Annotated in this window: 21 protein-coding genes; 10 read left to right on the top strand and 11 right to left on the bottom strand. The window is 60.9% G+C overall.

What is annotated here, in order from left to right; translation table 11 throughout:
* The 5 genes from ROSMUCSMR3_RS06785 to ROSMUCSMR3_RS06765 form a co-directional block, all read right to left on the bottom strand.
* Complete coding sequence (locus ROSMUCSMR3_RS06785; RefSeq protein ID WP_008279126.1) at positions 1-1,251, bottom strand: AAA family ATPase; 1,251 nt, start codon at positions 1,249-1,251, stop codon at positions 1-3.
* A gap of 255 nt (positions 1,252-1,506) precedes the next feature.
* Positions 1,507-2,169 (bottom strand): OmpA family protein, encoded by a 663-nt coding sequence (locus ROSMUCSMR3_RS06780; RefSeq protein ID WP_008279125.1) that lies wholly within the window; start codon positions 2,167-2,169, stop codon positions 1,507-1,509.
* Positions 2,170-2,185: 16 nt separating this feature from the next.
* A complete protein-coding gene (locus tag ROSMUCSMR3_RS06775) occupies positions 2,186-3,604 on the bottom strand; it encodes a type II and III secretion system protein family protein (RefSeq protein WP_008279124.1) in 1,419 nt (472 codons plus the stop codon).
* Between the two features lie 191 nt (positions 3,605-3,795).
* Positions 3,796-4,665, bottom strand: coding sequence for a Flp pilus assembly protein CpaB (cpaB, locus tag ROSMUCSMR3_RS06770; RefSeq protein WP_008279123.1), 870 nt, complete (start codon positions 4,663-4,665; stop codon positions 3,796-3,798).
* Between the two features lie 222 nt (positions 4,666-4,887).
* Positions 4,888-5,091 carry a Flp family type IVb pilin gene (locus ROSMUCSMR3_RS06765; protein ID WP_008279121.1) on the bottom strand — a complete coding sequence of 68 codons (204 nt, stop codon included), beginning with the start codon at positions 5,089-5,091 and terminating at the stop codon, positions 4,888-4,890.
* 356 nt (positions 5,092-5,447) lie between these two features.
* On the opposite strand from ROSMUCSMR3_RS06765, the gene ROSMUCSMR3_RS06760 reads away from it, so the two are divergent.
* Entirely contained in the window at positions 5,448-6,266 is an 819-nt protein-coding gene (locus ROSMUCSMR3_RS06760) for a lytic transglycosylase domain-containing protein (RefSeq protein ID WP_081506842.1), read from the top strand.
* A gap of 76 nt (positions 6,267-6,342) precedes the next feature.
* Here ROSMUCSMR3_RS06760 and ROSMUCSMR3_RS06755 read toward each other — a convergent pair whose 3' ends face one another.
* The 6 genes from ROSMUCSMR3_RS06755 to tldD all read right to left on the bottom strand — a co-directional run bounded on the left by ROSMUCSMR3_RS06755 (position 6,343) and on the right by tldD (position 14,065).
* A complete protein-coding gene (locus ROSMUCSMR3_RS06755) occupies positions 6,343-6,972 on the bottom strand; it encodes a 3-oxoacid CoA-transferase subunit B (protein ID WP_008279119.1) in 630 nt (209 codons plus the stop codon).
* Entirely contained in the window at positions 6,972-7,667 is a 696-nt protein-coding gene (locus tag ROSMUCSMR3_RS06750) for a CoA transferase subunit A (RefSeq protein WP_008279118.1), read from the bottom strand. The genes ROSMUCSMR3_RS06755 and ROSMUCSMR3_RS06750 overlap by 1 nt, the downstream gene beginning before the upstream one ends.
* A gap of 124 nt (positions 7,668-7,791) precedes the next feature.
* Positions 7,792-10,497 carry a type I DNA topoisomerase gene (gene topA / locus ROSMUCSMR3_RS06745; RefSeq protein WP_081506841.1) on the bottom strand — a complete coding sequence of 902 codons (2,706 nt, stop codon included), beginning with the start codon at positions 10,495-10,497 and terminating at the stop codon, positions 7,792-7,794.
* Positions 10,498-10,621: 124 nt separating this feature from the next.
* The gene (gene dprA / locus ROSMUCSMR3_RS06740) at positions 10,622-11,755 is read right to left on the bottom strand and encodes a DNA-processing protein DprA (protein ID WP_198385586.1); all 1,134 of its coding nucleotides are present in this window, start codon (positions 11,753-11,755) and stop codon (positions 10,622-10,624) included.
* A gap of 257 nt (positions 11,756-12,012) precedes the next feature.
* Positions 12,013-12,513, bottom strand: a complete 501-nt coding sequence (locus ROSMUCSMR3_RS06735) for a bleomycin resistance protein (RefSeq protein WP_081506839.1) — start codon at positions 12,511-12,513, stop codon at positions 12,013-12,015.
* A gap of 130 nt (positions 12,514-12,643) precedes the next feature.
* Entirely contained in the window at positions 12,644-14,065 is a 1,422-nt protein-coding gene (gene tldD / locus ROSMUCSMR3_RS06730) for a metalloprotease TldD (protein WP_081506838.1), read from the bottom strand.
* A gap of 200 nt (positions 14,066-14,265) precedes the next feature.
* On the opposite strand from tldD, the gene coxB reads away from it, so the two are divergent.
* The 9 genes from coxB (at position 14,266) to ROSMUCSMR3_RS06690 (ending at position 21,780) form a co-directional block, all read left to right on the top strand.
* A complete protein-coding gene (coxB, locus tag ROSMUCSMR3_RS06725; RefSeq protein WP_037296651.1) occupies positions 14,266-15,150 on the top strand; it encodes a cytochrome c oxidase subunit II in 885 nt (294 codons plus the stop codon).
* An 87-nt stretch (positions 15,151-15,237) separates the two neighbouring features.
* Complete coding sequence (gene cyoE / locus ROSMUCSMR3_RS06720) at positions 15,238-16,194, top strand: heme o synthase (RefSeq protein ID WP_081506837.1); 957 nt, start codon at positions 15,238-15,240, stop codon at positions 16,192-16,194.
* Positions 16,191-16,355 carry a hypothetical protein gene (locus ROSMUCSMR3_RS21435; protein WP_008279111.1) on the top strand — a complete coding sequence of 55 codons (165 nt, stop codon included), beginning with the start codon at positions 16,191-16,193 and terminating at the stop codon, positions 16,353-16,355. Before cyoE ends, ROSMUCSMR3_RS21435 begins: the two co-directional genes overlap by 4 nt.
* A complete protein-coding gene (locus ROSMUCSMR3_RS06715) occupies positions 16,355-16,936 on the top strand; it encodes a cytochrome c oxidase assembly protein (protein WP_008279110.1) in 582 nt (193 codons plus the stop codon). The genes ROSMUCSMR3_RS21435 and ROSMUCSMR3_RS06715 overlap by 1 nt, the downstream gene beginning before the upstream one ends.
* 25 nt (positions 16,937-16,961) lie before the next feature.
* Positions 16,962-17,762 (top strand): cytochrome c oxidase subunit 3, encoded by an 801-nt coding sequence (locus ROSMUCSMR3_RS06710; protein WP_008279109.1) that lies wholly within the window; start codon positions 16,962-16,964, stop codon positions 17,760-17,762.
* Positions 17,763-17,865: 103 nt separating this feature from the next.
* Positions 17,866-18,549, top strand: coding sequence for an SURF1 family protein (locus ROSMUCSMR3_RS06705; RefSeq protein ID WP_081506836.1), 684 nt, complete (start codon positions 17,866-17,868; stop codon positions 18,547-18,549).
* Entirely contained in the window at positions 18,546-19,934 is a 1,389-nt protein-coding gene (gene thrC, locus ROSMUCSMR3_RS06700) for a threonine synthase (RefSeq protein WP_081506835.1), read from the top strand. Before ROSMUCSMR3_RS06705 ends, thrC begins: the two co-directional genes overlap by 4 nt.
* Positions 19,931-21,193, top strand: a complete 1,263-nt coding sequence (locus ROSMUCSMR3_RS06695) for a M16 family metallopeptidase (RefSeq protein ID WP_037296648.1) — start codon at positions 19,931-19,933, stop codon at positions 21,191-21,193. The genes thrC and ROSMUCSMR3_RS06695 overlap by 4 nt, the downstream gene beginning before the upstream one ends.
* Positions 21,194-21,195: 2 nt before the next feature.
* On the top strand, positions 21,196-21,780 hold the full coding sequence (locus tag ROSMUCSMR3_RS06690; protein WP_198133559.1) for a GNAT family N-acetyltransferase: 585 nt from the start codon (positions 21,196-21,198) through the stop codon (positions 21,778-21,780).
* Positions 21,781-21,784: the final 4 nt, after the last annotated feature.

Here is a 21,784-nt window from a genome sequence, read left to right as displayed (position 1 = left end):
TTAGGCGGCTTCGGCGTCGCTCTTGCCAAGAGCATGCAAGGAGCTGGCCAATTTGGCGATTTCGCGGCGCAGCGGGTTCTTGGCGGCACTGGAGGCCAGCGGTAGACCGTGATCCGAGCTTTGGCAGACGGCACGCCCGCCATCCGGCAAAAGCAGTTCGATCCGGATTTCCAGGCTTTCGGCCATGCGTTTGACGCGGCTCTTGCCGTTCAAATCTGTGAATTTTGGCGAGCGGTTGAGGCAATAGCGCAGCTTGTCCACGGGCAGATCCTCGGACTGCATGGCCCGTTTGATCCGCAAGGCGTTCTGGGCGGAGCGCATGTCAAGCTCGAGCGTCGCAAAATAGATTTGTGAGGCGTGCAAAACCGCTTCTGTCCACTGGACCAGCGATCCGGGCATGTCGATCACGACGTAATCGAAGTGTTTGCGCGCGAGGCTGAGAAGTTTGTTCACATCCTCGGAAGAAATCATATCAAGCGGAAGCACATCGGCGGGGGCGGTCAGCACCCAGAGTTTATCCTCAAAGGCGACAAGCGCCTGCCGGAAGATGTCATCATCGAGGGCCTCGGTATCGGACCACATTTCGAATACGACATCGCGGCGCGGAAGATCGAGATATGTCGCGACCGATCCGAACTGCAGGCCGAAATCCAGAAGGCACACGCGCGGCGGGCTGGCTTTTTCGACATTGGCCAGTTCCCATGCGAGATTGACTGCAAGGGTGGTGGCACCTGTCCCGCCCGATAATCCTTGCACCGCAAGGATCACGCCATCGCCAGCGGTTGGATTGGCGAGGGCAGGATGGGTTTGGGCCGCACTTTGGCTTTGAGGCATGGGCGGGGGCGCGTGGCGCAGGCGGTCGATAGCGGCCTGAAGCTCGCCCTCGGGCAGGGGGTAGGGGACAAATTCATCGGCACCCTGACGCAGCAATTGGTGCAGAGCGGCGGGGCTGACATCCTCGGCGATCAAAATGACCTTGATGCCTTTTTTGCTGGCCAGCGAGATAATCTCACCCAGCATGACGAGATCGTCTTCGTCGGCCTCGTCGATGGCGACGGCCACGAATTCCAAAGTGTTGGCCTCGGGCTGGTTGAAAAAGGCCAGCGCCTCGGCAAAGCCCAAATCGCCCCAGGATTCACCCAAGGCGGCCTCCATATCCTCGATCAGCAGGTCAAAGTTCTGCACGTCGCGGCTGATGGTGCAGGCAACGATCGGGTTGGGATCAGACTGTTTCGCTACACTACTCGTCATTCTCTCGGTCCTGTTCTTGCCGTCGCCCGGCGGTGATCGCCAATACGCGGGCTGGACATGGAAATACGGCCATCCAGCCCGGCACCGCATGCGACGGAAACCTTTGGCTAGGATGCAAGATGCGCGGGAATATTGGCGACATTTGGGCCAAAAGATCGTAATTGTGCGGTCTTTAGCGACAAAAAACCCGCCCAAAAGGGGCGGGTTTGAGGTGGTCCGGACAGAGCCGAACAGGGAGAAACTGGTGTTGGCGCGTTATCCGCCAGAGTCGTCGGAGCCAGAGGACGATTCGACATTGAGCAAGGTCGAGCGTGGCACAGCGCTGTTCACGTATTCGCGATAGACGACCTCGGCGTATTTGCCATCCATGATAATCGGATGCGATTGCACAAAGCCCGAGACTTCGGTCACGGTGCGCCGGTTGCGGCGTTCGCGGCCTTGGGTCACGATCAGCGGTTGGGTTTCGCCAAATGATGCCACCGCCTCGAGACGGGCACGGCTTATGCCCTGGCTGGTGAGGAAGGCGACCACGGCCTGAGCGCGGCGCATGCCGAGACTCTTGTTATAGCTGTCGGAGCCAACCGCGTCGGTGTGGCCATAGACGCGAAAGCGCACTTCGGGGAATTGACGTATCCACTGGGCCTGTTCGCGCAGGGTATCGCGTGCGCCTGCGTCCAGCTCTGCTGAGTTGAAGGCGAAGTTGACGGTGCTCATCACCTCGCTGGCAAAGCGATTGGCGAGATCGAAGGTATAGCTGCGCTCGCCGGTCATCACGAGGTGGTTGTTCATCACCGCCTCGCCGAAATGGCCATTATCCACATGCGCGCCCGCCTCTCCAAAATAGGATCGGTAGACCGCATCCTGCGAGGTACAGGCAGTTGCGGCGATCAGCCCGGCGATTGCGAAAACATGTTTCATTGCCCGTTTCCCCCGCTCAATCCATCACATAGCCGTAGGACCCGGTGAAATCCTGCTTGGCAACCTCGCCAACGGGTCCCTTGTCACTCACGCCTCTGGCGACGCGGCCATTGAGGAAGAGATCTTTCTCTGAGGGCAGTTTCACGCGATCCGTGGGCAGGGCCAGTGCCTCGCCCCGGGAGGGTGAGACGAGATGGGCCGATACGATGATCACCAGTTCTGTCTGCGAGCGCTGGTAGTCGGCGCTGCGGAAAAGGGCACCGAGAACCGGCACATCGCCCAGCCAAGGCACCTGACCGGCATTGTCGCGGAAATCATCCTGAAGCAGGCCTGCGATGGCAAAGCTTTCACCATCGCGCAGCGCCACAGTGGTTGAGGTGTCGCGGCGGCGGAAGGCAGGGATGGCAAAGCCGTTTGAAACCAAGGAGTTGGCCGTGTCGATGGAAGAAACTGCAGCGGCCATTTCGAGGTTGATAATGCCGTCGTCCACAACGCGCGGCACAAAGTTCAGCTCGACGCCGAAAGGTTTGAATTCGATCGACGTGGTGTCATTGTCCTGAGCCACGGGCACAGGGAATTCGCCACCTGCGAGAAACTTGGCCTCTTGGCCGGAGAGGGCGGTTAGGTTTGGTTCCGCCAAAGTGCGCACAACGCCTTTGGTTTCCAGCGCCTCGAGCAGGATGCCCACCTCGACCGAGCCTACGTCAAAGCCAAAGGCAAAGGCGGCGTTGTTCTCGTTCGTGCCCGGAATAGCCCCGGCAAGAGTGCCCAGCACACCGCCTTGTGTGTTGGTGGTGTTGGTGCCGCCGATCACGCCAACGCTATTGGCCCCGCGTGCGTCGATCGACAGCGAGGATGACAGCGCCTTGGACACGCTGCGTTGCATTTCGGCAAAGCGAACCTTGAGCATGACCTGTTGCTTGCCAGAGACCGACATCAGGTTGGACACGCGTTCAGGCGCATAGCGTTCGGCAAGATCAAGGGCGCGCTGCATGCGCGACGTGCTCGAGACCGTGCCGGAGATGACAATGCCGTCATTCGCGCTGCGGACTTCGATGGGTTCGCCCGGAAGGATCTGTTTCAGGCGTTCCTTGAATTCTTCGATATCGGTGCTGACATGCACGTCGATATTGGTAATGAGCTTGCCCAAGCCATCAAACAGGCTGAGCGTTGTTCGGCCCGGTGTCTTGCCCAGCACATAGATTGTGCGTTCAGACAGGGTGGAGAAATCAGCAATCGCCGGGTTGGCAATGCTGAGCTCTGCGAAGGGAGAGTCGCTCTCGACCACAACGGCACGGTTCATCGCGACGCTGAGGGCGCTTGAAGTGCCATTGCGCACCACGCGGATGCTTTCCGCTTGTGCAGGTTGCGGCGCATGGCCTGCAACAAGCGCCAGCCCAAGAAGGGCCGCGCAAATATGTCTACGCAATTTCATGTGACCTGCCTTTCCGATCACGCCTCATTTTTCGGGTCTTAGCGCCCGCATTTGATTTACTTTGGGACAGTTCGGAATTTTTTTCAAGAATCAATACAGTTTTGCGTATTTTTCTTAGGAGTGTGTCTAATTTCCTGAACACGAAAAAGGCACCCGTGTGCGGGTGCCTTATCTCGACAATATGCAGCGTGTCAGTTGGTGCAGGGGATCGGGGTTTCGATCACCTCGGCACCCCGCCTTGTGCGGATGGTGCAGGTCTCGGGCAGGGGGGCCTGTTCGATCACAGCTTCGGCGGTGATGCCAAGCAACCTGTGTTGATCCACTTCGATCACCTCGGCCACGGTATCGTCAAGCGCGCCCACAAGCGACAGCGACAGACGCCCGGTCGATTGGGCCTGAGCAAGCGCCGCAACCTGTTGCGGTTTGACGGCGACGGTTACGGTGCGGGCGATGACCGTCTCGGAGGTATCCATGTCGGCCACCTGATCCACGGCAATCAGCTTGACCCCGTTTTCAATAAGTTTGGTCACTTCGCCCATGGAATTGCCTTCGGTGCGCATGTTCCCCGCGCCGACGCTGCCGGTCCAATAGATGTCGATGGTATCGCCGGGCCGAAGAAAGCCCGAAACACCGCTGGTCACATCGACCTTTATGGCAAAGGCGCGCATGCCGCGTTCGAGTTGCGAGGTGATGCCCACCTCTGCACCCGGCTCTGTCACCTTGACGGCCAAGATAGGCTCGTTCATTTCCATCCGCCGCAGGGCGCGGCGCGCGACGGTCTCGCCTTTCGGGAAAAGCTCTTCTGTCGCTTTGAACACGCCTTCGGGCAGGGATGTTTTGGGAAAGGCGGTGAGGCGCACCGCGTCTTTGTCGAGGGCCTCGCCATATTGCAAGGCGCGGGTGGCGACAAAAATGTCAACGGTTTCGATGACGGGGGCGCGTTGCTGACGCTCTGCCTCCAGTTGCCGCTGATATCCGTCGATGTAATTCTTGGCCATGTAGACAGCAAATCCCGCGAGCCCGAGGCCCACGATCAGCACCAATCCGAAAACTGCTCGCATGGGGTTTCCCTTTCATCGCAAGACGTGGTCCGGCATGTAACCGGAGATCAAAGCCTGTGATATCGCGCCATTGTGTCAAAATCAGGGACAAGCGGGGGCGATATAGCGCCATTAAGACGCGCGGGACATGGGTGGGGCAGGCAAGGAAATGGCCACGGATAGAACCTATCCGTGGCCATTTTAATTGAGTGCCCGATCCTGTGTCAGGCTCGGGCGCCTGGATTACTGCTGACCCAGGGTGCCGAGGTCGACAACTGTCGAGCCGCCCACTTCGGTGCCGATTGAGGTGGCGAGGTTGCCGATGCCGGTGCTGACGGTGGACACGCCGGCGATGCCGAGGCCAACGACTGCTGCGGTCAGCACGACCCAGTCAACCGTTACTGCGCCGTCTTCGTCTTTCGAGAAGTTTTTGAAGAATTTAATCATGGTTTGGTCCCTCCAAAGGATCAGTTGCTTGTGTTGTTACACCCGCTTCAGTTCAGGACCCCCAGTGTTTTATGGTCCGTTGCCGTCGTGGTGTGATGCCATATAGCCGGTCAAATCGGGCGGGAATTTGGCGTCACTGGACCAATTTTCGTGCACTCCAAAAATAGTTAGAGAAAAATCTTAAGATACTGAAAGATAACAAAAGAAACTCTGAAAAATTGTTTGAAAAAGGCTTTGAAGCAGGAATTGTGGCGCAAATGTGGGTGGTTCAGGTCATGGTAAGGAACAATGCTGGCGTGAAGCCCGGATATTTGCGATACTGGCGACAATAAATCAGAGGCAGAGCAGCGCCCGCTATGAGATTTTTATACCTTTTGGTGTCTGTTGCGATTCTCGCAGGGGCAGGCCCGCTTGCGGCGCAGGCGCCGCAGCCCTTTGCCGACTTCACCTTTAAGAGGGAAAAGGCGCCCGCACCGGGAACGCGGCGCGGGCCCTTGGTGCAGATTGAGCCTGCGCCGCCCGAACCGCCGCGCGCGGCGGTCGCGAACAAAGAGCCAGAGGCACCCGCCACACCGCGCGGGGCCGCCTATGGCTGGTTCTGGGAGAATGTGCCCGCCGATATCGGCACGGATGGCGCGCTGCGCCTGCGTGCGGCGATGGAGCATCTGGCCAAACCGCCCGCAGGCAAGGGCGTGAGCGCGCCGCGCCTGCAATCGGTGCAAGAGATTGCGCGGGCCGAAGGCGGGCATATTTTGAGCCAGACCATCGGCACGCAGATTTCGCCGGCATTGGTGTTGGCGGTGATCGCGGTTGAATCCTCGGGGCGGACGGCGGCGGTCAGTTCTGCCGGGGCGCAGGGGTTGATGCAGCTTATGCCGGATACAGCACGCCGCTTTGGTGTGACCGACAGCTTGGCACCCGCCGAGAATATTCGCGGCGGGGTGGCCTATCTTGATTGGCTGATGCGCGAGTTCAAAGGCGACGTGGTGCTGGCACTCGCGGGCTATAATGCAGGCGAGAACGCGGTCAAAAAGCATGGCGGTGTCCCGCCCTATACGGAAACCCGCGATTACATCCCCAAGGTTCTTGCCGCCTATGAGGTGGCGCGGGGCCTGTGCAAGACGCAGCCGGAGTTGATCACCGATGCCTGCGCGCTCAATCTTGCCATGAAGTAAGGGCCGGACCCTTGCGGTGCCCGGCCCTTGGATTCTGGGAAACGATCGTCTGGTGACGATGGTTAAGTGACAGGGGTCAATTGACGATGGTCGCCTCGGTTGCGGCGCGCAATTCGTCTTCGGTGACACCTTCGGCCAACTCAACAATCTTCAGACCGCCCTCGACCACATCGAGCACACCCAAGTTCGAGATGATCCGGTTGACCACACCTGTCCCTGTCAGCGGCAGGGTGCAGGATTTGAGCACTTTCGATTCGCCGTGCTTGTTGGTGTGGTCCATGACCACCACCACGCGGCCCACGCCCGCCACAAGATCCATGGCGCCGCCCATCCCCTTGACCAGCTTGCCGGGGATCATCCAGTTGGCGAGATCGCCATTCTCGGCCACTTCCATCGCGCCAAGGATTGCCATGGCAATCTTGCCGCCCCGGATCATGCCAAAGGAAGTGGCGCTGTCGAAATAGCTGGTGTCGGGCAGTTCGGTGATGGTCTGCTTGCCCGCATTGATGAGGTCTGCGTCCTCCGTACCTGCAACGGGGAAGGGCCCCATGCCCAGCATGCCGTTTTCCGATTGCAGCGTGACATGCACGCCCTCGGGAATGAAATTGGGCACCAGCGTGGGAATGCCGATCCCGAGGTTCACATAGGTCCCGTCCTCGAGTTCGAGCGCCGCGCGGGCGGCCATCTGATTGCGATCCCAAGCCATTATGCTGCCCTCACGGTGCGTTGTTCGATACGTTTCTCATGCGTGCCTTGCACCAAGCGGTGAACATAGATGCCCGGCAGGTGGATTTTGTCGGGGTCCAATTCGCCCGGTTGGACGATTTCCTCGACCTCCAGCACGCAGACCTTGCCGCACATGGCGGCAGGCGGGTTGAAGTTGCGCGCCGTCTTGCGGAAGATGGCGTTGCCGGTGGTGTCGGCCTTCCACGCCTTGACGATAGAGAGGTCGGCAAAGATGCCGCGTTCGAGAATATAGGTCTCGCCGTTGAACTCTTTATGTTCCTTGCCCTCGGCCACCTGGGTGCCGACGCCGGTCTTGGTGTAGAAACCCGGAATGCCGCAGCCGCCCGCGCGCATCCGCTCGGCGAGCGTGCCCTGTGGGTTGAATTCCAGCTCAAGCTCGCCGCTCAGATATTGGCGCATGAATTCGGCGTTCTCGCCCACATAAGAGGACATCATTTTGCGCACTTGCCGCGTTTGCAGCAGGATACCGATGCCGAAATCATCCACGCCCGCATTGTTGCTGGCAAAGGTCAGATCCTTGACGCCCGAGTCGCGGATCGCGGCCAAGAGCAATTCGGGAATGCCGCAGAGGCCAAAGCCGCCCGCTGCGATCAGCATGTCATCACGCAAGAGCCCGTCCAGCGCTTCGGCGGCCGAGCCGTAAACCTTGTTCATGTGGAACCTCCTCCAGACAGTGGTTTGCCCCCGTATGCGGCGCAAGCCGGGCACGAGTCAACGCGGCCCGCGTGCCATCGCATCGGAATAGGGATTTCTACGTAGGTGTGGGGGCCGCGCCGGGTTATTTCCCGGCGGCGGCGCGTTTGGCGGGGGCCTTGGCCGCGGCCTTGGTGGTGGTGGCCTTTTTGGGCGCAGCCTTTTTCGCGGCCGGTTTCTTGGCGGTCGTGGCTTTGGCGGCGGTCTTTCGCGCTTTGCCCGGCTTTGTGGCCTTGGCGGCAATCGCGGCGACGGCCATTTCCATGGTCACATCGTCAGGTTCTGTGCCCTTGGGCAGGGTGGCGTTGACCTTGTCCCATTTGATATAGGGGCCGTAGCGCCCTTCGAGGATCTGGATCGGGCCGCCATTCTCGGGGTGTTCGCCCAGATCGCGCAGCGCCTTGGCCGCCGCGCGCCCGCGCCCGCCGGGATTGGCACGTTTGGCGGCCAAGAGTTCGACGGCGCGATTCATGCCGATTTCAAACACGTCGTTGGGGTCTTTGAGATTGGCGTAGACGGGCTTGGCCTCGTCCGGCAGTTGATGCATGAGATAGGGGCCGAAACGCCCGAAATTGGCGGAAATCATCCCGCCCTCGGGGTGTTGGCCCACGTCACGCGGCAGGCTGAGCAGGGTAAGCGCCTTTTCCAGCGTCATGGCCTCGGCTGTCCAGCCTTTGGGCAGGCTGGCGCGGTCGGGCTTTTTGTTCTCCTCGGTCGCCTCGCCGCGTTGCACATAGGGGCCAAAGCGGCCAGAGCGCAGGGAAATTTCGTTGCCCGCCTCATCTTGCCCCAAGATACGGTCGCCATTTTCCCCAGCATCGCCGCCAATCGGGCGGGTGTAGCGGCATTCGGGATAATTGCCGCAGCCGACAAACCCGCCGGAGCGCGAGGTTTTCAGATGCAGCTGACCCGTGCCGCAGAGCGGGCATTGGCGCGGGTCGCTGCCATCCTCACGCGGAGGATAAAGCGTAGGAGAGAGGGCCGCGTCGAGCACATCGAGCACTTCGGTGATGCGCAATTCCGAGGTTTCGGCAATTGCGGCGGAGAAATCGCGCCAGAAGCGGGCGAGGATTTCTTTGTAATCCGCCTCGCCGGCGCTGACGCGATCCAGATCCTCTTCGAGATTGGCGGTGAATTCGTAGCCCACGTATTTGCGGAAGAAGTTGATCAGAAAGATCGTGACAATGCGGCCCTTATCCTCTGGGAAGAGGCGGTTTTGTTCCTTGCGGACATATTCACGGTCCTGAATCGTGGTCAGGACGCTGGCATAGGTCGAGGGGCGGCCGATGCCCAGTTCTTCCATTTTCTTGACCAAGGTCGCCTCGGTGTAGCGGGGCGGCGCTTGGGTAAAGTGTTGCAGGCCAAGAATGGATTCGTTGGGCGAGAGCACGGCGGCGGTTGTTTCGGCCCAATCGCTGGCGCGGGCAAATTCGCTGCGCAGCGAGGATTTGGCAAAGGCGGCGGGCTCGCCCTGCATGATCTGGGGCAGGCGGCCATCGTCGTCGTCTCCGGTGGGCACATCATCGCGGCCCTCTTCATAGACTTTGAGAAAGCCCTCGAAGAGCATCACCTGACCGGTGGCGCGCAGGCCGACCTGACCATCATTGCTGCCGATCTCGACGGTGGTGCGCTCCATGCGAGCGGCCTCCATCTGGCAGGCGAGGGTGCGTTTCCAGATGAGATCGTAAAGCTTGCGCTGATCTGCGTCAGAGGTTTTGATATGGCCTGCGTCGCGCGTCATGTCTGTGGGGCGGATACATTCATGCGCCTCTTGGGCGTTTTTGGCCTTGTTTTTGTACATGCGGGGCGATTTCGGTAGATATTCCGGGCCAAACCGATCCTTGATCGCATCGCGCGCGGCCATCACGGCCTCGGGCGCCATGTCGATCCCGTCGGTACGCATATAGGTGATATATCCCGCCTCATAGAGCCGTTGCGCGGCGGACATGCACTGCTTGGCGCCCATGCCGAATTTGCGGCTGGCCTCTTGTTGCAGCGTCGAGGTCATAAAGGGGGCGGAGGGATTGCGGCTGGCCGGTTTCGCTTCGACCGAGGTGACGGTGAGGGCGCGGGAGGTGATGGCCTGCACCGCCATTTCGGCCTGAGTGGCGTTCTCCAGATCGAATTTATCGAGCTTCTTGCCCGCAAGGGAGACCAGCCGCGCCTCATAGTCTTGGCCGCGCGGCGTGGTCAGCAGCGCCTTGACGGACCAGTATTCGCGGGCCGTGAACGCCTCGATTTCCATCTCGCGCTCGACGATGAGGCGCAGGCAGACCGATTGCACACGCCCCGCCGAGCGTGCGCCGGGCAGTTTGCGCCAGAGCACCGGGCTAAGGTTGAAACCCACGAGGTAGTCCAGCGCGCGGCGTGCGAGATAAGCCTCGACCAAGGGCGCATCGACCTGACGGGGATTTTTCATCGCCTCGGTGACGGCGGATTTGGTGATGGCGTTGAACACCACGCGGCTAACGGGCGTGTCTTTGTTGATCGCCTTGCGTTTGCGAAGGGTCTCTTCAAGGTGCCAGCTAATGGCCTCGCCTTCGCGGTCGGGGTCGGTGGCGAGGATGAGGGCGTTGTCATCCTTGAGGGCGTCGGCGATGGCCTTGACGTGCTTGCGGCTGTCGGGGCCCACCTCCCAGGTCATGTCAAAGCCGTTCTCGGTATCGACCGATCCATCCTTGGCGGGCAGATCGCGCACATGGCCATAGCTTGCCAGAACCGTGTAACCGTCGCCCAGATACTTGTTGATCGTCTTGGCTTTGGCGGGCGATTCGACAACGACAACGGGCATGGGCACTCCTTCCGGCTCTGGTCGAGGCTTATGGCGGCGCACCATGTGGGCTGGCAAGGGGAATTGTCAATCTGGCCGCAAGGGTTGCAAGAGCGCGACCTTATGACCCTATGCAGTGTATCGGCTACTGCGCGAGGGCCAGAAGGCCGCCCGGATGCCGTGTGATGCGCCCGTCAAGTTCGAGATCAAGAAGCGCGGGGGCGACCCGGTGGGCCGGGGTGGCCAGATCGCGGATGAGCTGATCCTCGGCCAGAGGAGAGGGCCCGAGACGGTTGAGGATCTGGGCGTGCAGGCCCGCGATGTCGCGGAGTGTGGTCGTGGGGGGCAGGGGCAATTCGGTCTGGGATGCTGTTGCGATGCTTGGCACCTGTGGCAGCGCGTCTATCACATCCTCGGCGTTGCGGATCAGGGTGGCCCCGTCGCGGATCAGCATATTGCAGCCGCTGGCGCGGGCATCAATTGGGTGGCCGGGCACGGCCATCACCTCGCGCCCTTGATCGAGCGCGGTGCGGGCGGTGATGAGCGAGCCGGATTTCGCGGCAGCCTCGACCACGACCACCGCCTGTGCCAAGCCACTGACCAGCCGGTTGCGGCTGGGAAAGTGGCGAGCCTGCGGGATAAGGCCGATGGGCTGTTCAGAGAGGCGCAGGCCGGAGGCGAGGATATCGCCCGCGAGTTTGGTATTCTCTGCCGGATAGATGACATCCACCCCGCCGGCCATGACCGCGATGGTGCCCGCCTCAAGACTGCCCAGATGGGCCGCGGTATCAACGCCACGTGCGAGGCCTGAAACGATCAGATAGCCCCGTGCCGAGAGATCGGCGGCCAGTGATCTGGCCATGCGCGTTCCCAAGGACGAGGCGTTTCGCGCGCCCACAAGGGCGATCATCGGGCGGGCAAGAAGGGCCGCATCACCCATCACCCAAAGGAGCGGGGGGCAATCGGAGATGTCCTTCAACTGGGTTGGAAAGCCGGGGTCTGCCAAGGTGAGGAGCCGTGCGCCGACTGCGTGGCCTGCGCGCAACTCGGCCTCGGCCACGCCGGGGGGGCAGGGGGTGTAATCGGGCACACCGGCGGCGCGGGCCACCTCGGGCAGGGCGGCAAGCGCCGCCTGAGCGCTGCCATGTTCCGCCAGAAGGCGGTGAAAGGTGGCCGGACCGACCCGGCGAGAGCGCAAGAGGCGAAGCCACGACACCCGGTCATCTTCCGTGGTGGGTGGGAGTGGGGGGTGAGTGGAAGGATGAGTAAGTTTGGGCATCCGTGACCTCGCCTGCTTGCAAGACCATGGATAACCTGAAGAGGGTTAACGCATGGTAAACCGTGCCTGGGTGAGTCATAGATTTTTGGAAAAAATTACTTAAGTATATGATATTTAATATTGATTATTTTTGGTTTGAGGCTTGGGGCAGGTCGGCAAGGCGTCCGAGGCAGATGGCAGGCAAGGGGCCAAAGGGCGCATGTGTTAAGCGATGGGGCGATGCATTCTGAGAATTAAGAGGTAGAGGCCGCCGCGTTTCAGCGATCCGGCGTCTGATCAGACTGCCCAACGCTATATTGTGCATCCAGCTTTGCGCGATCTGTGTCGGTCACGGCCCGGTTGCGCACGCTTGTTGCGAAACGTAGGACGTAACCATCCGGGTCCATGATCAAAAACTGACGCCGCGTGTCCATGCAGTCCGTTTTCCAGATGTCGGCTTCGTAGATGGCGATCAATGGCTTCGCGCCGCGAGACAGGACCGTCTCATACAATTTATCGACGTCCGGAACCATGAATTGAAAGTTGACGCCTCGGCCATAGGGGTGATCCATGTGATCTGGTTGCCACGGCACCCAAGTGCCATCCAATTGCCAATGCGCGAGCATGATTTGCGCGCCGTGTAATGTCAGATAGGCGTGGGGGTCGTGCCCTCTTTGTTGGGCGACCTTGAAGCCAAGGGTATTGGTGTAAAATTCTAAGGAGACCTCGAAGTCTGAGCACCACAACTCGGGCACCAGAGGGTTGATTGCAAATGTCATCCCGTTCTCCGCAGACGCACGCTTGTGTCTAATAGCGTCGTATCTGACCGCTAGAGGTCAAGGAAAAAGGGGGGACGATACAGGCTGACAATGGCTGTTCATAAGGTGAGGGCGTTTCGCGCCTTGTTCCTCACGCCGCCGACCCCCCTACCGTCAACCCGCCGATCAGCACTGTGGGTTGGCCGACGCCCACGGGCACCCATTGGCCCTGTTTGCCGCAATTGCCCATCCCGGGATCAAGCGTCATGTCATTGCCCAAGCCCCGGATTTGCTGGAGCGCGGTGGCGCCGTCGCCGATGAGGGTGGCCCCTTTGACGGGCGCGCCGATCTTGCCGTCTTTGACGCGGTAGGCCTCGGTGCAGGAAAAGACGAATTTGCCGTTGGTGATATCGACTTGCCCGCCGCCAAAGCCCACGGCATAGATGCCGTCTTTCAACTCGGCCACCAGATCGCCCGGTGTGGTGTCTCCGCCCAGCATATAGGTGTTGGTCATGCGCGGCATGGGCGCGTGGGCATAGCTTTCTCGGCGTCCGTTGCCGGTGGGGGCCACGCCCATCAGGCGGGCATTCTGGCGATCCTGCATATAGCCCACCAGAATGCCATCCTCGATCAGGACATTGCGGGCAGAGGGCGTGCCCTCATCGTCGATGGTGATGCTGCCGCGCCGGTCGGGGAGGGTGCCATCATCCAGAACGGTGACGCCGGGGGACGCGATACGTTGGCCCATGAGACCGGCAAAAGCAGAGGAGCCTTTGCGATTGAAATCGCCCTCAAGCCCGTGGCCGATGGCCTCGTGCAAGAGGATACCGGGCCAGCCGGGGCCAAGCACAACATCCATGGTGCCTGCGGGTGCCGGTTCGGCACGGAGGTTGACGAGGGCCACGCGCAGCGCCTCTTGGGTCTTGGCCTGCCAGTCGGCGGGATCAAGCAGGCCGTCAAGACCTACGCGCCCACCGCCCCCGGCGCTGCCGCTTTCGCGGCGGCCCTCTTGCTCGACGATGATCGAGACATTGACGCGGGTCATGGGGCGAATGTCTTGCAGGTCTTGGCCATCGGGGCGCAGGATCACGACCTCTTGCAGCGACGCGGCAATCGAGGCTGTGACCTGCACCACGCGGGGATCAAGGCCGCGCGCGAAGGCGTCAATCTCGCGCAGCGTGTCGAGTTTCACCGGGAAACTGGCCCCGGCGATGGGATCGGCATCTGTATAGAGGCGGCGATTCGTAGGCGTGGGCCCGGCTGCCAGGGTGCCCCCGCCTGCGCCGACGGCCAAGCGGGCGGTTTCCACCGCGCGTTTGAGCGCGGCCTCGGTCACTTCTGAGGAATGGGCATAGCCCGTAACCTCGCCACGCACGGCGCGCAGGCCGAACCCCTCGGAGGCGTCATAGGACGCGGTCTTGACCCGGCCATCGTCGAACATCAGCCCCTCGGCGCGGCGGCGTTCAAAGAAGAGCTCGCCATCGTCGGCCCCATGGGTCGCCTCACGCAGGCGGGACAGGGCGGTAGCGCGGTCGAGCAGGGTCTCGAAAGGGCGAAAGGCGGTGTCGGTCATTGGGATTCTCTCTCTGCGGCGCGGTCCGGGGGCGCGTTAATTTGATTTAAATCAAAAAAGCGTCCGTTTGCCGCAATGGTCTTTCTTGTCGTTTCAGGCAGAATATGGTTTTAGACGACACCGAGACAATGGGATTCCGCCGGGCGGCGGGGTGACCTTCGCAAAAAGACATGAACCGCTTTAACCGATCAGGGTGTAAAATGCGACTAACTTCCAGCCTTATGGCGGCCATGACCGCCTTTCTCGCCCTTCCTGCCATGGCTCAAGAGGGGCTTGAGATCGTAGGAAAGCCCGTTGACGGCAAGATGGGCTTTCAGCCGGCGGCAACCGAGCTTGCGCGGGATTTGCAATGGCTGGACGGGATGATCAACGTGATCATCATCGCGATCGTGATCTTTGTGACCGCGTTGCTGGTGATCGTCATGATCCGCTACAACCGCAAGACCAATGCAACACCGGCCAGTTTCACGCATAACTCGCCGATCGAGATTGCCTGGACGATCATTCCCATCGTGATCCTTGTCTTTATCGGGGCCTTCTCGTTGCCGGTGCTGTTCAAGCAGCAGGAAATTCCCGAGGGCGAGATCAACATCAAGGTGACGGGCTATCAGTGGTACTGGGGCTATGAATATACCGACCACGATTTTGCCTTTGACAGCTATATGATCGGTGCCCCGGCGACGGGTGGCGACAACCGCATGACCCCCGAAGTCGAGGCGCAGCTGATCGAGGCCGGTTACAGCAAGGATGAGTTCCTGCTGGCCACCGATACCTCGGTCGTCGTGCCCGTGGGCAAGACCGTTGTCATGACCGTGACCGGCGCAGATGTGATCCACAGCTGGACCATCCCCGCCTTTGGCGTGAAGCAGGATGCGGTGCCGGGGCGTCTGGCGCAGCTTTGGTTCAATGCCGAGAAGGAAGGCGTGTACTTTGGTCAGTGTTCCGAGCTTTGCGGTCAGGCCCATGCCTATATGCCGATCACCGTCAAGGTGGTGAGCGAAGAGGCCTATGCCGAATGGCTGGATGGCGCGATCGAGGAATATGCCGGTACGCCGCGTTCCGTGGATGTGGCGCAGGCCGACTAAAGCAGACCGGGGCGCGCGCAATCTGTCCGCGCCCCAATCATGCCACGTAAGGGGCGCAGCCCTTGCGCCCCTTGGCCGGAGACTGAAATGAGCGATGCGAGCCTGAACACAGCCAGCCCCGTCAGCCGCGCCCAAGAGGGTGAGGCCGGATTTGGCGATTTCTTTGCCCTGCTCAAGCCGCGGGTGATGACGCTGGTGGTGTTTACGGCGCTGGTCGGTCTTTTGGCGGCGCCGGTGGGCGTGCATCCGGTCATCGGTTTTGCGGCGATCCTCTTCATTGCTGTAGGCGGCGGTGCTGCGGGCGCGCTCAATATGTGGTGGGAATCGGATATTGATGCGCTGATGAAGCGCACGCAAAAGCGGCCCATTCCGGCGGGCAAGGTCACGCGGGACGAGGCCTTTGCCTTTGGGATCACGCTGGCGGTGATGTCGGTGGTCATGCTGTGGCTGGCGACCAACGCGTTGGCGGCTGGCATCTTGGCCTTTACGATTTTCTTTTACGTGGTCATCTACACCATCGGGCTGAAGCGTTGGACGCCGCAGAATATCGTCATTGGTGGTGCTGCGGGTGCGTTCCCTCCGATGATTGGCTGGGCTGCGGCGACGGGCACGGTGAGCCTTGAATCGGTGCTGATGTTTGCGCTGATTTTCATGTGGACGCCGCCGCATTTCTGGGCGCTGGCACTGTTCATGCGCGGCGATTACGACACGGCGGGCGTGCCGATGCTGACGGTGACGCATGGGCGGCGCGCGACGCGGGTGCATATCCTTGTTTACACGGTGCTCTTGGCGGCGCTGGCGATTGGAGCTGGGTTCACCGGGATCGGCGGGCCGGTCTATCTGGCGGTTGCGGTGGTCTTTAACGCGCTCTTTCTGCGGGATGCGATTGCGATCTGGCGGCGGGATGAGGATCAGGCGGAGGCCGATAACTACCGCGTCGAAAAGCGGGCGTTCAAGCTGTCGCTCTGGTATCTTTTCGCGCATTTCACGGCCATTCTTGCCGAGGCGGCGCTGGGCGGGTTTGGCTTGGGTGGCTGGTCATGAGCTTTCGCGAGGAACATGAGCTGCACAAGCGCCGGTTTGGCCGCAATCTGGGCCTTGGCCTTGTGCTGGCAGGGTTTGTTGCGCTGGTGTTCGGCATGACGATTGCCAAAGTCTCGGACGATGGATTCGCCGTGCCCAAGATCGAACAGGGGGAGAATTGATGGCGCTTGATCCGAAATTCAAGACCGTGACCCAGACTGTTGGCGTGGTCGTCCTGATGGGCGGGCTCGCTTGGGCTTCGGTGCCGTTCTACGACTGGTTTTGCCGCGTGACTGGCTTTGGCGGGGCGACAGGCGTGTCAGAAGTGGCAAGCGACGATGTTCTGGAGCAAACCGTCAAAGTGCGGTTCGACGCCAGCAAAGAGCGCGATATGCCTTGGGAGTTCAAACCCATGGAGCGCCAGATGGAAATTCGCATCGGTGAGACGGGGCTGGCCTTTTACGAGGCTTATAACCCCACTGACCGCGCAGTCGCCGGATCAGCCAGCTATAATGTCACGCCCTATGAGGCGGGTGGCTTTTTCACCAAGATCGACTGTTTCTGTTTTGAACAACAGGTGCTACAGCCGGGTGAACGGGTTCAGATGCCCGTGACCTTTTACGTCGACCCAGAGATCGTGACCGACCGTGACGCGAAATACGTACATACGATCACGCTGTCCTACACGTTCCACGAAATTGACCTGCCCGAGGAGCAAGCCGCGCTTGAGCAGGGGACCAACAACGATAAAAACCTGAACTGAGCCTTCGACGAGGGATAAGACAAAGATGGCACACGAGAAAAACCACGATTACCACATTCTGCCCCCCTCAATCTGGCCGTTGCTCGGCTCTTTGGCGGGGTTCGTCATGCTCTTTGGGGCGGTCCTGTTCTTTCACGATCATGGGCCTTGGATGCTCTTGGCGGGTCTGGTCGGCGTGCTTTACGTCATGTTCGGCTGGTGGGCCGATGTGGTGAACGAGGGGCAGACCGGCGATCACACCCCGGTCGTGCGGATCGGCCTGCGCTATGGCTTTATCATGTTCATCATGTCCGAAGTGATGTTCTTTGCCGCGTGGTTCTGGAGCTTTTTCAAGCATGCCATGTATCCGATGGGCGAAAACTCTCCGATGGTCGATGGCGTCTGGCCGCCTGTCGGGATCGAGACCTTTGATCCTTGGCATCTGCCGCTGATCAACACGCTGATCCTGCTCTGCTCGGGCTGTGCTGCGACATGGGCACACCATGCGCTGGTGCATGAGAACAATCGTCAGGACGTAAAGCGCGGGCTGATGATCGCGATTGCGCTGGGTGCGATCTTTACCGTGTTCCAAGCCTATGAATATAGCCACGCGGCCTTTGGCTTTTCCGGCAATATCTACGGCGCCAACTTCTTTATGGCGACGGGCTTTCACGGGGCGCATGTGGTGATCGGTACGATTTTCCTCTTTGTCTGCCTGATCCGGGTGCAAAAGGGGCATTTCACGCCGCAACAGCACGTGGGCTTTGAAGCGGCCGCTTGGTATTGGCACTTTGTCGATGTGGTCTGGCTGTTCCTGTTCGCCGCGATCTACATCTGGGGCGCGTGACGATCTTTTTACAGTAAAGCTGGCGTTCCAAGCGCGGGTATTTAAACCAAGACGAAGATGCGGGGGGTTTTCTTTCCCCGCATTTTCCTTTTGAGAGTGTGACATGCGGAAAAGCGTTGTGATCCCCCTGATCTTTGGCATTGCCGGTGTGGCGGTGCTGATTGGGTTGGGCAAATGGCAGGTCGACCGGCTGGCATGGAAAGAGGGTGTATTGGCGGATATCGCGGCACATATCGCCGCGCCGCCGGTGGGGTTGCCCGACGCCGCAGAGCCAGAGGCAGATCGCTATCTGCCGGTTGAGGTTACGGGGCAGATTGGCGATACGGCGCTGCGGGTGCTGGTCAGTCAAAAGCAGGTGGGCGCGGGATATCGGGTGATTTCCGTTTTGGACACCGGGGCGCGCCGGGTGCTGCTTGACCGGGGGTTCATCAAGGTGAGCGCCGATATTCCGGCCCCACCGGAGGGGATGGTCACGGTTCAGGGCAATCTGCACTGGCCCGACGAGCGGCTGAGTTCCACGCCCGAAAACGATGTGGCGGGCAATATCTGGTTTGCTCGCGACATCGCACAGATGGCTGACGTGCTGGATACAGAGCCGGTTTTGGTGGTGGCGCGCAGGCTGTCGGTGCCGGAGGTGGGCGTGTCGCCCTTGCCGGTAGACACAAGCGGTATTCCCAACGATCACCTGAGTTACGCGATCACATGGTTTTCGCTGGCCGCCATATGGGCCGCGATGAGTGGGGTTTTTATCTGGCGCATGCGGCAGGCAGAGAGAGGCAAGACGTGAAATATATCTCGACACGGGGCTGCGCGCCCACGCTGAGTTTCGAAGAGGCGATGCTGACGGGGTTGGCGCGCGATGGTGGGCTCTATCTGCCCGAGAGCATTCCGGTGATGCGCGCCGAGGATATGCGCGCACTCGAGGGCGTGAGCTATGAGGAGGCGGCGTTTCGGGTGATGCGGCCGTTCATCGGCGATGCCTTTACCGACGAGGAGTTTCGCGGGATCATCGCGCGGGCCTATGCGGGCTTTGGCCATGCGGCGCGGGCGCCGCTCAAGCAATTGGATAGCGGTCATTTCCTGCTGGAGTTGTTCCACGGCCCGACGCTGGCGTTCAAGGATTTCGCCATGCAGCTGATTGGGCAGATGTTCGAGTTCTCGCTCAAGCGCTCTGGCCAACGGGTGAGCATTGTGGGGGCGACCTCCGGCGATACCGGCTCTGCGGCGATTGAGGCGTTTCGGGGTCTGGATGCGGTGGATGTGTTCATCCTCTATCCGCATGGCCGGGTGTCCGAGGTGCAGCGGCGGCAGATGACAACGCCGGTTGAGGGCAATGTGCACGCGCTGGCCATCGACGGGCATTTCGACGATGCCCAGGCGCGCGTCAAGGACATGTTCAACGATTTCGAGTTCCGCGACGGCGTGCGTCTGGCGGGTGTGAACAGCATCAACTGGGCGCGGGTTCTGGCGCAGGTGGTGTATTACTTTACGTCGGCTGTCAGTCTTGGTGCGCCGGACCGCAAGGTCAGTTTCACGGTGCCGACGGGGAATTTCGGCGATGTCTTCGCGGGCTATATCGCCAAGCGGATGGGCCTGCCGATTGACCGGCTGGTGGTGGCGACCAATCAGAACGATATTCTGCACCGTTGTCTGAGCACGGGAGAGTATCGCCCCGATGGCGTGGCCCCGTCGATCAGCCCGTCGATGGATATTCAGGTGTCTTCGAATTTTGAACGCGCGCTCTTCTATGCCTATGGGCAGGATGGGAACGCCGTGGCGCAGGAGATGGAGGCATTGAAGGCGGGCGGATTTAGCGTGAGCCAAGGCGCGCTGGAGGCGCTGCGCGAGACCTTCGACAGCGGGCGTTGTAGCGAAGAGGACACCCGCGCCGCTATTCGCGATACATGGGCCACGAGTGGCGAGTTGCTGTGCCCCCATAGCGCGGTGGGCGTGCATGTGGCCGAGGTCGAGCGGCGTGAGGGCGTGCCGATGATCACGCTGGCCACAGCGCATCCTGCGAAATTCCCGGCTGCGGTGGAAGAGGCGAGCGGGATTCACCCCCCCTTGCCCGAGCGTATGGCGGACCTGTATGAGCGGGATGAACGTGTGACGCGGGTCGAGAACGACCTGAGCGCCATTGAAACATTGATCAAGGAACGGATCGCCAATTGAGTGTCCAACTGACCACCCTTCCCAACGGGTTTCGCATCGTCTCGGAGCATATGCCCGGCCTGCAATCGGCGGCCATCGGCGTCTGGGTGCTGGCCGGCGCGCGCCATGAAGAGGCCAGCCAGAATGGCATCGCGCATTTTCTGGAGCATATGGCCTTTAAGGGGACCAAGCGGCGTTCGGCCTTGCAGATCGCCGAGGCGATTGAGGATGTGGGCGGCTATATCAACGCCTATACCAGCCGCGAGGTGACGGCCTATTACGTGCGCGTCCTCAAGGAAGATGTGCCGCTGGCCTTGGATGTGGTGTCGGATATTCTGCGTAACCCGGTCTTCGATCCGCGTGAGATCGAGGTTGAACGCGGCGTGATCCTGCAAGAGATCGGTCAGGCGGCGGATACGCCGGATGACATCATTTTCGACTGGTTGCAGGAAAAGGCCTATCCCGATCATCCGCTGGGACGCACCATTCTGGGCGCGGAAGAGCGGGTGCGCGGCTTTGACCGGCCCGATCTGGAACGGTTCGTGGATCAGTATTACCGGCCCGGTCAGATGGTGCTGTCGGCGGCGGGGGCGGTAGATCACGAGGCCCTCGTGCGCATGGCCGAAGGCGTGTTTGGTGACATGATCCCAAGCCATGCGATCGAGCCGCCGGTGGCGCGGTTTGCAGGGGGCGAGACGCGGCATGTCAAGGACCTGGAGCAGGCGCATTTCGCGCTCGCCTTCGAGAGCCCGGATTACGCGCATCCCGATATTTACACCGCGCAAATCTATGCCTCTGCGCTTGGTGGGTCGATGTCGTCGCGGCTGTTTCAGGAGATCCGCGAGCGGCGGGGGCTGTGTTATTCGATCTATGCGCAGGCCGGGGCCTATTCGGATACCGGCATGATGACGATCTATGCAGGCACGTCGGGCGAGCAATTGGGTGATCTGGCAGGGATCACCATCGACGAGATGAAGCGTGCCGCCGAAGATATGAGCGCCGCCGAGGTCGAGCGGGCGCGGGCGCAGATGAAGGCCGGATTGCTGATGGGGCTGGAGAGCCCGAGCAACCGGGCCGAACGGCTGGCGCGGATGCTGCAAATCTGGGGGCGGGTGCCAACCCTGCCAGAGGTTGTGGAACGCATTGACGCGGTGACGCTTGCGGATGTGCGGCGGCTGGCCGAGAGCACGGTGGCGCAGGCCCCTGCGGCGCTGGCGCTTTATGGTCCGGTGGAACAGGCCCCGACGCTGGCCGCCCTTGATGCGAGGCGCGCTGCCTGATGATGCTTTTGCCGCGCCGCAAGCTCAGGATCGAGACCGAGCGTCTTAGCCTGCGGCAGCCGGTGATCGGCGATTATCGGGACTGGAGCGCGTTGCGCGCGGAGAGTGCGGATTTCCTGACCCCGTGGGAGCCGCTCTGGGCCGTGGATCATCTGGCGCGCAAAGGGTTTTCCAACCGGGTCTGGTGGGCGCAACGTTCGATTTCCAATGGCAGCGCAATGCCGCTTTTTTTGGTGCGGCGCGAGGATCAGGCGTTATTGGGGGCGATCACGCTGGACAATATTCGGCGGGGTCCGGCGCAGGCGGGCACGCTGGGCTATTGGATCGGCCAAGCCTATGCGCGGCAGGGCTATATGCGCGAGGCGATTGCCGGGGTGGTGCACTATGCCTTTGACCGGCTGGACCTAAGCCGAATCGAGGCGGCCTGCCTGCCGGAAAATCAGGCGTCGCGGGCGCTGCTGGAAAAATGCGGTTTCAAATACGAAGGTGTCGCGCAGAGCTATTTGCAGATCAACGGGCGTTGGCGGACGCATGTTCTTTATGCGCAGTTGCGGGCAGACCGGCGCGGGCGCACGGATGTGGGGTGATCCC

Source organism: Roseovarius mucosus, from assembly GCF_002080415.1.
GTDB lineage: Bacteria > Pseudomonadota > Alphaproteobacteria > Rhodobacterales > Rhodobacteraceae > Roseovarius > Roseovarius mucosus_A.
The sequence above is the reverse complement of the archived record's forward strand: the minus strand, read 5'-3'. Positions and strand labels throughout refer to the sequence as shown.

Coding starts and splice junctions, on each gene's coding strand:
- ROSMUCSMR3_RS06785 (WP_008279126.1), bottom strand. CDS start 1,251: ATGACGAGTAGTGTAGCGAAACAGTCTGATCCCAACCCGATCGTTGCC.
- ROSMUCSMR3_RS06780 (WP_008279125.1), bottom strand. CDS start 2,169: ATGAAACATGTTTTCGCAATCGCCGGGCTGATCGCCGCAACTGCCTGT.
- ROSMUCSMR3_RS06775 (WP_008279124.1), bottom strand. CDS start 3,604: ATGAAATTGCGTAGACATATTTGCGCGGCCCTTCTTGGGCTGGCGCTT.
- cpaB (WP_008279123.1), bottom strand. CDS start 4,665: ATGCGAGCAGTTTTCGGATTGGTGCTGATCGTGGGCCTCGGGCTCGCG.
- ROSMUCSMR3_RS06765 (WP_008279121.1), bottom strand. CDS start 5,091: ATGATTAAATTCTTCAAAAACTTCTCGAAAGACGAAGACGGCGCAGTA.
- ROSMUCSMR3_RS06760 (WP_081506842.1), top strand. CDS start 5,448: ATGAGATTTTTATACCTTTTGGTGTCTGTTGCGATTCTCGCAGGGGCA.
- ROSMUCSMR3_RS06755 (WP_008279119.1), bottom strand. CDS start 6,972: ATGGCTTGGGATCGCAATCAGATGGCCGCCCGCGCGGCGCTCGAACTC.
- ROSMUCSMR3_RS06750 (WP_008279118.1), bottom strand. CDS start 7,667: ATGAACAAGGTTTACGGCTCGGCCGCCGAAGCGCTGGACGGGCTCTTG.
- topA (WP_081506841.1), bottom strand. CDS start 10,497: ATGCCCGTTGTCGTTGTCGAATCGCCCGCCAAAGCCAAGACGATCAAC.
- dprA (WP_198385586.1), bottom strand. CDS start 11,755: ATGCCCAAACTTACTCATCCTTCCACTCACCCCCCACTCCCACCCACC.
- ROSMUCSMR3_RS06735 (WP_081506839.1), bottom strand. CDS start 12,513: ATGACATTTGCAATCAACCCTCTGGTGCCCGAGTTGTGGTGCTCAGAC.
- tldD (WP_081506838.1), bottom strand. CDS start 14,065: ATGACCGACACCGCCTTTCGCCCTTTCGAGACCCTGCTCGACCGCGCT.
- coxB (WP_037296651.1), top strand. CDS start 14,266: ATGCGACTAACTTCCAGCCTTATGGCGGCCATGACCGCCTTTCTCGCC.
- cyoE (WP_081506837.1), top strand. CDS start 15,238: ATGAGCGATGCGAGCCTGAACACAGCCAGCCCCGTCAGCCGCGCCCAA.
- ROSMUCSMR3_RS21435 (WP_008279111.1), top strand. CDS start 16,191: ATGAGCTTTCGCGAGGAACATGAGCTGCACAAGCGCCGGTTTGGCCGC.
- ROSMUCSMR3_RS06715 (WP_008279110.1), top strand. CDS start 16,355: ATGGCGCTTGATCCGAAATTCAAGACCGTGACCCAGACTGTTGGCGTG.
- ROSMUCSMR3_RS06710 (WP_008279109.1), top strand. CDS start 16,962: ATGGCACACGAGAAAAACCACGATTACCACATTCTGCCCCCCTCAATC.
- ROSMUCSMR3_RS06705 (WP_081506836.1), top strand. CDS start 17,866: ATGCGGAAAAGCGTTGTGATCCCCCTGATCTTTGGCATTGCCGGTGTG.
- ROSMUCSMR3_RS06690 (WP_198133559.1), top strand. CDS start 21,196: ATGCTTTTGCCGCGCCGCAAGCTCAGGATCGAGACCGAGCGTCTTAGC.